This is a genomic window from Pseudomonas sp. KK4, assembly GCF_001984065.1.
Taxonomy (GTDB): Bacteria; Pseudomonadota; Gammaproteobacteria; order Pseudomonadales; family Pseudomonadaceae; genus Aquipseudomonas.
On the sequence record NZ_LYVP01000133.1, the window covers coordinates 1 to 13,261 of the forward strand.

The 13,261-nt window shown below is 61.2% G+C and carries 11 protein-coding genes; 5 read left to right on the plus strand and 6 right to left on the minus strand.

The window, feature by feature from the left end:
* Positions 1-58 precede the first annotated feature (58 nt).
* On the minus strand, positions 59-802 hold the full coding sequence (locus B0W55_RS25820; RefSeq protein WP_077048746.1) for a phosphatase PAP2 family protein: 744 nt from the start codon (positions 800-802) through the stop codon (positions 59-61).
* 217 nt (positions 803-1,019) lie between these two features.
* Between B0W55_RS25820 and colR the strand changes: the two genes are divergently transcribed.
* The 5 genes from colR (at position 1,020) to B0W55_RS25845 (ending at position 4,738) form a co-directional block, all read left to right on the plus strand.
* Positions 1,020-1,703: a two-component system response regulator ColR gene (gene colR / locus B0W55_RS25825; protein WP_077048747.1), complete on the plus strand. Its 684-nt coding sequence runs from the start codon at positions 1,020-1,022 to the stop codon at positions 1,701-1,703.
* Complete coding sequence (locus B0W55_RS25830) at positions 1,693-2,976, plus strand: HAMP domain-containing sensor histidine kinase (RefSeq protein WP_077048748.1); 1,284 nt, start codon at positions 1,693-1,695, stop codon at positions 2,974-2,976. The genes colR and B0W55_RS25830 overlap by 11 nt, the downstream gene beginning before the upstream one ends.
* A 154-nt stretch (positions 2,977-3,130) precedes the next feature.
* Positions 3,131-3,799: a class I SAM-dependent methyltransferase gene (locus B0W55_RS25835; protein WP_077048749.1), complete on the plus strand. Its 669-nt coding sequence runs from the start codon at positions 3,131-3,133 to the stop codon at positions 3,797-3,799.
* Between the two features lie 4 nt (positions 3,800-3,803).
* The gene (locus tag B0W55_RS25840; RefSeq protein WP_077048750.1) at positions 3,804-4,517 is read left to right on the plus strand and encodes a lipopolysaccharide kinase InaA family protein; all 714 of its coding nucleotides are present in this window, start codon (positions 3,804-3,806) and stop codon (positions 4,515-4,517) included.
* A 2-nt stretch (positions 4,518-4,519) separates the two neighbouring features.
* Entirely contained in the window at positions 4,520-4,738 is a 219-nt protein-coding gene (locus B0W55_RS25845) for a hypothetical protein (RefSeq protein WP_077048751.1), read from the plus strand.
* 304 nt (positions 4,739-5,042) lie between these two features.
* Here B0W55_RS25845 and B0W55_RS25850 read toward each other — a convergent pair whose 3' ends face one another.
* From B0W55_RS25850 to B0W55_RS25870, 5 genes are all read right to left on the minus strand, one after another.
* Positions 5,043-8,075, minus strand: coding sequence for a multidrug efflux RND transporter permease subunit (locus B0W55_RS25850; RefSeq protein ID WP_077048752.1), 3,033 nt, complete (start codon positions 8,073-8,075; stop codon positions 5,043-5,045).
* 14 nt (positions 8,076-8,089) lie between these two features.
* Entirely contained in the window at positions 8,090-9,238 is a 1,149-nt protein-coding gene (locus B0W55_RS25855) for an efflux RND transporter periplasmic adaptor subunit (RefSeq protein ID WP_077048753.1), read from the minus strand.
* A 203-nt stretch (positions 9,239-9,441) separates the two neighbouring features.
* On the minus strand, positions 9,442-10,539 hold the full coding sequence (locus B0W55_RS25860) for a DUF1513 domain-containing protein (protein ID WP_077048754.1): 1,098 nt from the start codon (positions 10,537-10,539) through the stop codon (positions 9,442-9,444).
* Between the two features lie 14 nt (positions 10,540-10,553).
* Positions 10,554-11,618: an imelysin family protein gene (locus B0W55_RS25865; protein ID WP_077048755.1), complete on the minus strand. Its 1,065-nt coding sequence runs from the start codon at positions 11,616-11,618 to the stop codon at positions 10,554-10,556.
* A gap of 27 nt (positions 11,619-11,645) precedes the next feature.
* Positions 11,646-13,073 carry a di-heme oxidoredictase family protein gene (locus B0W55_RS25870; protein WP_077048756.1) on the minus strand — a complete coding sequence of 476 codons (1,428 nt, stop codon included), beginning with the start codon at positions 13,071-13,073 and terminating at the stop codon, positions 11,646-11,648.
* Positions 13,074-13,261 lie beyond the last annotated feature (188 nt).

The following is a 13,261-nucleotide window of genomic DNA, read 5'->3' on the forward strand; positions in this document are numbered from 1 at the left end:
ATGTAGGCTGACCCACCGTCTTCGCGAGCAAGCCCGCTCCCACATTTCGATCTGTGTTTCAGGCGCTGACGGGCGCCGCCTTCACCACCCGCTCAGCCTTCAACGCCGGCCGATACAGAATCCAGTAATACGATCCCAGGCAAATCAGCCAGCAGAACACCGCCGTCCACACGTTATGTGAGAAAAAGTGCGCCCCCTGCATCATCCGTCCGATGGAAAACACCGAACCCAGGGCGAAGGCAAAGATGAACGCCGCGCGAGCCAATCGCGGGCGACGGTCACGCAACACGAAAAACAGCGCGAACAGTGTGAATCCGGTAGCCGCATGGCCACCCGGCCAGCAGCGGCCGGGCTTGTCAGTGTGCGGCCGCGGGCTGAGCAATTCACTGTAGGTCTCATGGCCGCCAAATTGTTCAAGGCTCCACGGACATTGCACTGCCGTCACGGCTTTCATGGGCGTGACGAAGGAGGTAGCCAGTCCCAGGGACAGGACCAGGCAGCCCATTTCCCGCTTGAACGGTTTGAGCCGGTCGATGAAGAACGAACCGATGAAACCGAGAATGGCCAATACCGAGAAGGCGATGACCACTTGCTTGGCGCGGTCATGCAGGATGGTCTCGAGAAAGTAACTATGGCGTCCGATGAAGTCACCGGCCGCCGGGTCGTAGAACAGTCGGGCCAGGTCCATGTCCAGTGAGGTCAGCTCGAGCAGTACCAGAATGATTGCCGCAACGGCGGGTATTCCCAGGCATGCCCGGAGATTGAGCCGGCGCGAGGCAGGGCGGATAACGGTCGAAACCATGGTATTTCCTGGGTGATTAAAATGATCTGATGGGCGCAACCGCGTGGAGTCTGTCCCCGCGGCTGTCGTGAGCCTGTGAACCGATAGTGAAAAACTCGTTAAGGCCCGACTGTTTTCTTCTGCGTCTGGCGAGCGCACACAATCCTAGCCGTCAGCCACACTAGGCCTTAAGCTGCGCGGGCCAAGACGGCCGTTACTGTATACGGAGAAGTTGTCCATGCGAATTCTAGTGGTTGAAGACAATCGCGATATCCTCGCCAATCTGGCTGATTACCTGGGGCTCAAGGGCTACACGGTCGATTGCGCACAGGACGGTTTGTCGGGCCTGCACTTGGCAGCCACCGAGCATTACGACCTGATCGTGCTCGACATCATGCTGCCCGGCATCGACGGCTATACCCTGTGCAAACGCCTGCGCGAAGATGCCCGCCGTGATACGCCGGTGATCATGCTCACCGCTCGCGATCAGCTGGACGATCGGTTACAGGGCTTCAAGTCCGGCGCCGACGATTACCTGATCAAACCCTTCGCCCTGTCGGAGTTGGCGGCGCGAGTCGAAGCGGTCATGCGCCGTTCTCAGGGGGGCGGCCGTCGTACTTTGCAAGTCGCAGACCTGAGCTACGATCTGGACACCCTGGAAGTCACCCGCGAAGGCCGACTACTCAAGCTCAACCCGGTCGGCCTGAAGTTGCTGGCGGTATTGATGCAGAAAAGTCCTCACGTCCTGCGCCGGGAAATTCTCGAGGAAGCCCTGTGGGGTGATGACTGCCCCGACAGTGACAGCCTGCGCAGCCATGTTCATCAATTGCGCCAGGTGATCGACAAGCCGTTCGCCAAGCCCTTGCTGCAGACCGTGCATGGCGTGGGGTATCGCCTGGCCGAGGGGCGTGATGGAGTTTAAACAGAGCCTTGCCCAACGGATCATCATTGCCTTTGCGCTGATGAGCGCACTGGTGGCGGGCGCCTTTGCCATGGGCATTGTCGCGACTGTGCACCTGGTCGAGGAAAAACTGATTTCGGCCGGGCTGGGCGGCGATTTGCAGCGCCTGCTGCTGATGGACAATGTCTCGGACTGGAGCCATCGCCCCGAGCCGGACCAGTTGTTCTATTTCAGCGGCGGGCCAGGTGATTTCGAGCTGCCCAAGGATTTGCGCCACCTGGACTCGGGCTTTCACGAGGTATTTCGCGAGCATTTGTCCTACCACGCGATGGTCGAAATCGTCGACGGGCGGCGCTACGTGTTGCTGCAGGACCAGAGCGACTTCGAAGAGCGTGAGCGGGTGCTGTTTGCCGTGGTGTTGGTGGGTTTCGTGCTCAGCCTGGCGCTGGCGGTGTTCCTCGGTTGGGTCCTGGCGCGCAAGGTGATGGCGCCGGTTGTGCGACTGGCTCGTCAGGTGCGCCACCGCGATCAGTTGCTTGGACTGGCGCCACCCTTGGCGCCGGACTACGCTGCTGATGAAGTGGGTGAGCTGGCAGTGGCCTTCGATGCGACCCTGGGGCGCCTGCGCCAGGCCTTGACCCGGGAGCGGTTGTTTACCAGTGACGTCAGTCACGAACTGCGTACGCCGTTGATGGTGCTCGCCAGTTCCTGCGAACTGCTGCTGGAAAACCCCGGCATCGATCCGCGCGGCCGCAACCAGGTCGAGCGGATTGCCCGCGCCAGTGAAGAAATGCGTGAATTGGTGCAGACCTTCCTGATGCTGGCCCGCGCTCAGCGCGAGGACGCCAGCATGTCGCCCCAGCAATCGGTGAGCCAGGTGGCCGGTGGGCTGCTCAGTCTGTGGCGCGAGCCGATCGAGGCCAAGGGGCTGCAACTGATCTTTGAGGCCGGCGAGCCGCAGGACACCCGGTATAACGCGACTCTGCTGCACGCCGTCATGGGCAATCTGCTGCGTAATGCGCTGCATTACACTGAGCAGGGATTCATCCGCCTGACCCTGACCCGCAGCGGTTTCACGGTAGAGGACAGCGGTGTCGGCATTCCCGAGGAAAAGCGCGAGGCAATGTTCGAGCCGTTCGTGCGTGGCACGGAAAAACGCGGCGAAGGGCTGGGGCTTGGGCTGTCGCTGGTGCAACGGATTTGCGAAAACCAGGGCTGGACCGTCAGCCTGACCACCATGGAGCCCAATGGTTGTCGTTTCCAGGTGGAATTGCAGGCATCCGGGACTCGTTGATCGGCTGGCGATAGCGGGCTGGGCGGGTGATGTGTCTTGTAAAATCTTGCAACGTTTCGGGTCATTTCATCACGAAGTTTTCACAAAGGCATGACCTGACAGTCACACGGCGCTACCTAAGGTAGTTGTGATTTGTATCCAGGAGACCTAGAAAATGGCCGGTCCGATCAAGCTTGATTTTTCCGAAAAATATGACGATCAGCACGCCCAGCGCTACCTGCGAAAACACCAGGATGGCCTGGGGCGGCGGTTGTCTCATTGGCGTGATGTGCAGTTGGCGCGAAAGGCGCTGACCCTGGTTGGAGAGCCCGGTCTGGTGCTCGATCTGCCCTGCGGCGCCGGACGCTTCTGGCCGATGCTGGCCGAAAAACCCAACCGTGTGATCATCGGTGCCGACAATTCAGAGTCCATGTTGAAGATCGCTACACAGGCACAACCGGCCGATGTGGTGAAACGGGTACAACCCTTGCACACCTCTGCATTCGACATCGCGTTACCCGATAACGCCGTCGACAGTATATTTTGTATGCGTTTGCTTCATCACATTGGTGAGGCCGAGCATCGGCTGGCGATTCTGCGCGAATTCGAACGTGTCAGTCGAGACAGCGTGATTCTTTCGCTGTGGGTGGACGGCAATTTCAAGGCCTGGAAACGCAAGCGCGCGGAAAAAACCCGTGGGCAGGAAGGTTACCAAAACAGATTTGTGTTACCTGCTGCTACGGTAGAAAAAGAATTTGAGCAGGCCGGGTTTCGAATTCAGGAACGACTGGACTTTATTCCGCTCTATGCCATGTGGCGAGTTTACGTATTACGCAAGAGGTAACAGGATGGCAGTGCAGTATGCAGCAGGATCGGATGCCGGTTCCCAGGACCGTTTCGACTATTTCTGGAATCAACGCGGTGAGTGGGTTGAAGAACCCAATGTTCGCCGTGGCGGGGAAAGTGGCGTTCAGCGGGTCATGGGCAGCGATGGTCAATTGATCTACGTGAAACGCCAGACCGGACACATCCATCGCACGCTGCTGCACCCATTTGGCCGGCCGACGGTATTGCGTGAACGTGATGCACTGACGGGCGTCAGCAAGCTCGGTGTTCGTGTCCCTGAAATCGTGTTTTGTGGTGCACAACGCGATCCGGTGCACAAATGGCGAGCGCTGCTGGTGACCAAATCACTGGACGGCTTCCAGGAAATCGAGCAGTGGTATGCCGGTGGTGGTCGTGAGCGTTACGGTGAGGCGGTGCATGATCGTGTGTTGAAGGACCTGGCTGAAAACCTGGCGCGCATGCACAAGGGCCGCTGGCAGCACAGCTGCATTTATATCAAGCACGTGTTCGTGCGAGTAACGGGCGAGGGTGAGGCGGCCAAAGTCGAGGTGGCGCTGATCGATCTGGAAAAATGCCGCCAGCGTCTGACCGCTGGCCAAGCCGCGGCCCATGACATGAAGCAACTGCGGCGCCACTCGTCGTTCAACTCGGCGGATTGGGGCAAACTCGTCTACTTTTACAAGACGGCGTTTGGCAGCGCTATCAAAGGTTTATAGCGATGAAACTCGAAGTTGCGCGAGGTTTGTTTCTAGTTGGAGCCTTGGCAGTCGCTTCATTGGCGGTGGCTGCCTGGGAGCAGCCACGCACGCAAGTTCTCAGTTCAGGCAGTGGAGAAGCGTGTCCATTGCCGAGAGTGGCAAAGGCCTCGGTGGCGACTTTGCCCGATCATGATTTATTGCTGTTCATGTTCGGGATGTCGCAGGGGTTGAGGCCATAACGTTGAAAAGTTTGAAGCCCAAATGAAAGGCCTCGCGGATGCGAGGCCTTTTTTATTGTGCATCACACCCCCTGTGGGAGCAGGCTCGCTCGCGAAGGCAGCCTCAAAGCCAACCTGGATTTTTCGGATATACCCGAAACCCTGTGGGAGCGGGCTTGCTCGCGAAGGCGGCCTCAAAGCCAACCTGGATTTTGCGGATATACCCGAAACCCTGTGGGAGCTCGCCTGCCAGCGATGGACGCCAGGACACCGCAGGCATTCAATCAGCCCACGACATCGTTAACCACCACCGCGAGCAGGTTCATCACTGCTTGGGCTCATCGGGTTTTGCCAGCAGGGTGTATACGCACGGCAACACGAACAAGGTAAACAGCGTGCCGATCGACATCCCCGTGGCGATCACCGTGCCGATGTCGAAGCGGCTGACCGCACCGGCGCCGGTGGCGATGATCAACGGCACCATGCCGAACACCATGGCCGCGGTGGTCATCAGGACCGGACGCAGGCGGATCGACGCTGCTTCTTCCACGGCTTCTCGCGCTGTCAGGCCCTTGTCCTTGCGTAACTGATTGGCAAACTCGACGATCAGGATCCCGTGTTTGCTGATCAGGCCGATCAGTGTCACCAGTCCGACCTGGGTGTAGATGTTCATGCTCGACCAGCCGAGAAACAGCGGAATCAATGCGCCGCAGATCGACAGCGGCACGGTCACCAGGATCACCAGCGGATCGCGGAAGCTTTCGAACTGCGCGGCCAGCACCAGGAAGATGATCGCCAGGGCCAGGGCAAAGGTTACCCACAAGGCACTGCCTTCCTGCACGTACTGCCGTGAGGCACCGGCGTAGTCGACGGCAAAGCCGGCCGGCGCCTCTTCCCGGGCGATCTGACGCACCGTGTCGATGGCTTCGCCCATGCTGACCAGGGGCACGCCGGACAGAATCGCCGAGTTCAGTTGCTGGAACTGATTGAGTTGCCTTGGCCGCGCCCGGTCCGTCACGGTGATCAGGGTCGACAGGGCCAGCAGTTCGCCCTTGCTGTTCCTGACGTAATAGTTGTTCAGCCAATCGGGGTTATCGCGGAACGGTCGCTCAACCTGGGCGATGACTTTGTAGCTGCGGCCATCGATGGTGAAGCGGTTGATTTCCGCCTCGCCCAGCAAGGTCGCCAGGGTGCCGCCCAGGTCCTGCATCGATACGCCCATCTGCGCGGCCTTGGCCCGGTCGATATCCACCACGACTTCAGGCTTGTCGAAAGCCAGGTCAACGTCGACGAAGGCGAACTTGCCGGACTCCATCGCGCGTTTTTTCACCCGGTCCATCACCTGCAGCAGCAACTCGTAATCGTTGGCGGTGTTGACCACGAACTGGAACGGCAAACCTTCCCCCGTACCCGGCAGCGAAGGCAGGTTGAAGCCGAAGATCTGCAGCCCTGCTATGCCCTCCAGCTTGGCCTGAACGGCTGGCAGGATCTGCATTTGGGTTCGGTCACGCTCGTTCCACGGTTTGAGCAGGAAACCACCGATGCCCGACTGCACGCCATTGAAACCGTTGATCTGGAACGATGAGTAGTACTCGGGGAAAGCCTTGAAGATCGAAACGAACTCGTCGGTGTAGGCGCTCAGGTAGTCGAGGTTGGTCGGCTGCGGAGCGCTGGCGATCATGAAGATGATGCCCTGGTCCTCGTCCGGCGCCAGTTCCGACTTGGTGAACTTGAGCAGCACCGGGATCAGGCACAGCACGATCACGGCAAACACCAGGACCACCGGCCGGGTGTTGAGCGTGCCGTGGAGCATGCTTTGATAGCGGCGCTTGAGGCTGTCGAAAATGCGGTCGAGACGGTGTGCCAGACCGCTCGGGTTCTCGTCGTGGCGCAGCAGCAGGGCGCACATCATCGGCGACAGGGTCAGGGCGACGATGCCCGAGATCACTACCGCCCCGGCCAATGTCAGGGCGAACTCCTTGAACAGCGCGCCGGTCAGCCCCGTCAGGAAGCCGATCGGCGCATACACTGCCGCCAGGGTAATGGTCATCGACACCACCGGCATGGCAATTTCCCGGGCGCCTTCGATGGCCGCATCCAGCGGTGTCTTGCCGTCCTCGATGTGCCGGTGGATGTTTTCCACTACCACGATGGCGTCATCCACCACCAGGCCGATGGCCAGCACCATCGCCAGCAGGGTCAGCAGGTTGATCGAGTAGCCCATCATCTGCATGAAGAACATCACGCCGATCATCGACAGCGGGATGGTCACCACCGGGATCACTACCGAACGCAGGGCTCCCAGGAACAGGAACACCACGACGATCACGATCAGGACGGCTTCGAACAGGGTTTTCACCACTTCGTCGATCGAGGCCTGGATGAATAGCGTGGCGTCGTAGGCGATTTCACCCTTGAGGTTGGGCGGCAGCTGAGCCTCGAGGTCCGGCATGATCTTGCGTACTTCCTTGATCACGTCCAGCGGGTTGGCCCCGGGCGTGGCCTTGATGCCGATGTACACCGAGGGCGTGCCACCGAAGGAGCTGATGGTGTCGTAGTTTTCCGCACCCATCTCGACCCGCGCGACGTCACGCAACAGTACGCGGCTGTCCCCATCGACCTTGAGTGGGATGGCGGCAAAGGCCTCGGCCGATTTGAGTTCGGTGTTGGCGTTGATGCTGGTGACCACATACTCGCCCTTGACCTCGCCGGCGGCCGAAAGGAAGTTGTACTGGCGCACCGCGTTGGTCACGTCGCTGGCGCTCAGGCCGAAACCGGCGAGCTTGACCGGATCCAGCCACAGGCGCATGGCGAACACCTGGTTACCGAGGATTTCCGCTTCAGCCATGCCTGGCAGAGTCGCCAGTTTCGGCTGGATCACCCGCGACAGGTAATCGGTGATCTGCGGGTTGGTCAATTCCTTGCTGAAGAAGCTGATGTACATCAGGGCCGAGGCGTCGGCCGCTTCCTTGCTCAGCACCGGGTCTTCGGCGTCCTGTGGCAACTGGTTCTTCACTTCGTTGGCCTTGGCCAACAGTTCGGTAAAGAGTCGATCGCTGTTGGAACCGATGCGGGCGTAGATCGAGATCACCGAGAAGTTCTGGCGACTGACCGAAGTCATGTAGTCGATGCCCTCGGCGCTCGCCAGGCTTTGCTGCATCGGCTGGGTGATGTAGCCCTGGATGGTTTCGGCGTTGGCCCCAGGGTAGGCGGTGGTCACCGTGATCAGCGCGTTTTCCATCTGCGGGTACTGGCGCAGCGGCAATTTGCTCCAGGCCTGGAAACCCAGCAGCACGATCAACAGGCTGACCACGGTGGCGAGCACCGGGCGGCGGATGAACGGGTCGGTAAAAGCCATGAGGGGTTCCTTGATCAGTCAGCGCGAGGCTGGCCGTTCTTTTCGGACAGCGTCTTGTCGTCGCTGATGGCGATGTGTGCACCGTTGTTCAGTTTGATCTGGCCAGCGGTCACCACCGTTTCGCCGTTCTGCACGCCCTTGGTGATCATCACCAGGCCATCGCGCCGCTCACCGGTTTCAACGAAACGCCGTTCGGCGATCAGGATTGGCTGGCCCTTGTCGTCTTTCTCCACACTGCCGTCTTCTGCTTTCTTCTGCGTGGCGACATACACCGAGTTGCCGTAGAGCGTGTAGGTGATCGCGCTTTCCGGCACGACGATGCGCGGCTGCGGGTCGGGCAGGATGATCTGCAGGCTGGCGAACATCCCTGGCAGCAGCTTGCCATCGGGGTTGGCCAGGGTCGCGCGGACCTGCACATTGCGGGTGCTGTTCTCGACTTTGGGGTTGATCGCGCTGAGGGTGCCGGGGAAGGTTTGGTCCGGATAAGCAGAGACGACGATCTGCACCGGTTGGCCGATGGCGACTTTCGGCACCGACTGTTCGGGGATGAAGAAGTCGACGTAGAGGCTGCTGAGGTCTTGCAGGGTGGCAATCATGGTGCCGCTGGCCACGTAGTCGCCGACGTCCACCTGGCGAATGCCGATGGTGCCGCTGAACGGCGCCAGGATGCGTTTCTTGGCCAGCGATGCCTTGAGCTGATTGACCGTGGCCTGGTTCTTTTTCAGCACCGCCGAGAGACGGTCGAACTCCCCCTTGGAGATCGCCTGGCTGCCCACCAGTTGGCTGCCGCGCCGGTAGTCCACCTGGGCCAGCCCGAGGTCGGCCTGGGCGGTTTCCAGCAGGGCGCTTTCCACGGCGCTGTCGAGTTGCACGATGGGTTGCCCGGCCTTGACCTTCTGTCCGGACTCGAACTGCACGTCGGTGACGGTCCCGGCGATCTCCAGGCTCAGGTCCACACCCTGCAGGGCCGTAAGCGTACCGACCGTGGGCAGGCGCGCTTGCCAAGGCTGTTCGGTGGCCTTGGCCACGGCGACGCTTATCGGTGGTTTGGGCGCGGAAAAACCCTGGATCATCGTGTAGATGGAGAAGGCTTTGTACCCGGCCAGTAACAGCACGATCAGCAGAACAACACCCAACATGATCAGCATGCGGCGACGCAGCATATTTCCAGTTCCTTGGAGAAATCAGGTGAGACAGTGAGGCACATTACCGCGAGTGGGAAGGGGAATCCAACTGCCACCGTTTACCCGCTGACGCAAAACCTGCAGGAGCCGAACGTGCTCGCGATGGCGGCGTGTCAGGCACAAGAGTGCTGAATGTACCGCCGCCATCGCGAGCAAGCTCGGCTCCTACAGGGGCGGGTGTGTCAGATCAGGTGCAGGTGGTTGTCCCAGAGCCCTGCAGGCAATTCCAACGGTTTTGCAACAAGGTTTGTCTGGCGGCAATCGTAGTACCGGCAGCGACCCTGGCCCGAGGTCACGACGAACCCGTCGGCCACCGCACCCACTCCGGCGCAATCGGGCAGCGGCGCGTCCAGGCGCACTTCACCGCTGTCCAGGTCCCAGATGAAGAAGCGGTTACCCCGTGGCGCGGTCAGTGCCACCAGGCGCAGGTCGCTGTGCACCGCGACGCTGGCGGTGTAGTGCCCCATGGCCTGCAACTGGTGATCGGGCACCGGGAAAGCCACGAACGGTTGACCGGGACGCTTGATCGCCAGCAGCTCCGAGCGCTCATGGGAGGCCCCCATGAATTGCTGACCGGCGACGATGGTGCCGTCGCTGGCAATGCCCAGGTGCCGCACGCTGTTCATCTGCTGGGCCAGGGTTTCCTTGCTCAGCAGGGTGCCGTCGCGCTGCATCAGCACCAGGCTCGGTTCCATGGCGTCGAGGTTCATCTCCACGCGGCTTTCGGCCTCGGTGCGGATACCGCCGTTGGCCACCACCAGGGTTTCGCCGTCGGGCATCCACGACACCTGATGGGGGCCGATACCGTGGGTGGAAATCTCGCCGCTGTGCACCAGCCGCTCGCCTTCGAACTTGTACACACCGAGCAGGCCGCGGCCCGGATCGGTGGTGTCGTTTTCGGTGGCGTACAGCCAGTCGCCACTGTGGTGAATCACCGCATGGCCGTAGAAGTGCCGATTCGGACGCGAGGTCACGGTTTGCAGCAAGCTGCCGTCACGCAGGTCGATCAGGTAGCTCTCGGTGCCCGGACGGCGGGCGACGAACAGCGCGATCGGCAGGGTCGGGTGATTGATGATGTCGTGGCAGCGCTGGCCGACCTGGGTGGCGAACACCCGGGTGCCATCGAGCCGATAACCGACGGCGTAGTGCTTGCCATCGGTATCGTCCCGCGCCGACAGCAGCAGCGGGCTCTGATCCTTGCGCTTGAACAGCGTCCAGCCGCCCAGTGTCACTGCTCCCAGCAGCAAACTACCTAAAGTCAGAGCCTGGCGTCGCAGCATGGCACTTGTCCTCATCAGTCACCGTCGTTGGCGTTGAAGCCCAGTTGGATGCCCAGCGCCTTGGCCAGTTCGCCTTCATGCAGGCGGTGGACGACGTTGAGGCTGTCGTAGATATCGTTGAGTTGCTGGCGACCGGCGTCGTCATTGAGCATTTCGGTCAAGGAGCGCTGATTGCTGGCAAACAGTTTCAAGGACGCGGCATAGGCGGCATCGATCTTGTCGGCCAATGGCTTTTGCTCGGAAGGCAACAGGCCGCGCAGGCCTTTGTTGTCGACACCTTCCCACACGGTCCGGGCAGCGGCGAGGCTGGCTTCCATGCTGGTCAGGGACGACTGGCTGCGCCACGCATCGGCCTGGAACGGCTGCGGCACGCCCTTGGTCTGACGGCCCATCGGCGTGCCGAGTTTTTTCTTCAGGCTGTCGAGCGCGGTGACCTGCACCCGCAACAGATCAGCGATCGCCTCGTGGGAATCGGCATAGCGCTGGTTCGGGAATTTGCTCATCTGCGCGAGCATGCCGTCGGTGTTGTTCCAGGTTTGCAGGATCTCTTCGGCCAGTTGTTTCTGGCGTTCGCCGATGGCGATCAGCAGCGGGCAGTACTTGGCTTTCTGCTCGGCGTTGGCCACGTCAGGCTTGCTGTCGAACAGGATGTACTCGTAAGCCGACAGGCCCTGTACCACGACGCTGGATTTGGCCAGCGCAGCGGCGTCGATCTGTGGCTGGGCGGTGACCAGTTGCTCGACCTGGCGGCCGACGAGGTTTTTCTTGTCCGGCCAGAACTGGATCTGCCACGCCCGATTGCCTTCGGCCAGTGGCCCGATCAGCAACGGTTGCAGCTCGGCCCAGGCTTTCTGTGCGTGCAGGAAGTCGGCGCGGGCGGTGTCCAGGGACTCCTTGCCTTCGCAGTAGGCCAGGGCGCTGACGGCCAATTGGCGGTCGGCTTCGACCCAGCGGGTGTAGGTGGGCAGGATCACCGATTTGGCGATGGCGGCCGAGGTGACGGCCTGTGGGTCCTGGGGTGAACAGGCGCCCAGGGCCAGGGCGGCAAGGCTGGTGAACAACAACTTGGGACGGAACATGTCGGGCTCCCGCGGGTGGAATGGGTATTAAAGGGAATTCAAAAACGCCAGCAACGCAGCACGTTGCTCGGCATTGAAAGACAAAACCTGTTGCTGCGCCGCTTGTGCTTCGCCGCCATGCCAAAGCACGGCTTCGAGCAGGTTGCGGGCGCGGCCGTCATGCAGGAACTGGGTGTGGCCACTGACCGCTTCGGTCAGGCCGATGCCCCACAACGGCGGCGTGCGCCAGTCGCGGCCACCGGCCTGGAATTCGCTGCGGTTGTCGGCCAGGCCGTCGCCCATGTCGTGCAGCAGCAGATCGCTGTAGGGGCGAATCACTTGATTGGCCAGTTCAGGTTCGGCAGCGTTGGCGGCGGTGGTGTATTTGGGGGTGTGACAGGATTGGCAGCCGGCCTGGTAGAACAGGCTCTTGCCGGCGAGCACTTGCGTCGCGTTGACATCGCGACGGGCCGGCACGGCCAGGTTACGGCTGTAGAACAGCACCAGGCGCAGGATGTTGTCGCTGACTTCCGGTTCGCCGTCGGCGCCGTTGCCATTGGGTGCCTGTTTGCACGCGAACTGCGCTTGGGTGCAGTCATCGAAGGGCCGCAGGCTGGTGGAGAGGCCCATGTCCCCGGAAAACGCGTGAACGTTCTGTTGGTTGAGGTTCGGTTGCCCGGCCTTCCAGCCAAATCGGCCGATGACGGTTTTTTGCAGGCTGTCATCCCAGACCCGGTTCGGGCGACCGGCGATGCCCTTGTTGTCTTTGGCCTGCGCCTGGGCGTTCGCCAGGATCGCCTCGTCAGGGATGGCTTCGAGCAATCCCAGGCCAATCATCGGTGGCGCGACGCGGGCCGAGAAACGGGTGTCGGGGTGCATCGGGCCGTAGCCCAATTGGCTGATGTTCAGGGTCGGCTTGCGCAACTCGACCAGCGTGCCGTCCTTGAAACGTACCGGCACGGGCGTGTAATCAACCCGCACCTTGCCTTCCGGGACGACGCCGGGGACGGCCATGTCTTGGAATTGCCCGCCGTAGACCGGCTCCGGCACGACGCCTTGCTGCTCGATGATTGTGGCGTAGGCCGGCGCATCGGGAATCGACAGGCGCACCAGCATCGACACGGCGTTGGTCGCATCAGGTCCGGGTGGATGCCCACGGCCATCCTTGATGTGACAGTTCTGGCAGGCGTTGGTGTTGAACAGCGGCCCGAGGCCGTCACGGGCGGTGGTGGTCGACGGGGCGATCACCCAGGGGTTGCGAAAGAAGCTGTTGCCGACACTGAAATCGACACGCCGCGAGGGCGGCAGATTGGCCGAAGGCAAAGAGAATGCGTTCTGATCGGTCTTGCGCACGGTCGCACTGCCCCCGGAGCGGGCTTCACCGGGGTCGGCTTTGATAAAGCGTGGGGCGTCATCGCAAGCACTCAGGCCCAAGGCCAGAAACAGTGCGGACAAGCGAAGAGGCAGCGGGGGCATCAGACAACCTGCAGGACGAGCAACACAAGGGCGCAAAGTCTAACAGGGCAGGGGAGTTTGAATAAGAGGAATTATCGTTTGCTTGTCGATTGGCAGAGCGTGGGAACGATCAAGCCGGGCGCTGGACTTTGTGGGAGCGGGCTTGCTCGCGAAGGCGATGAATCAGTCGCCACTGTATTGCCTGACAC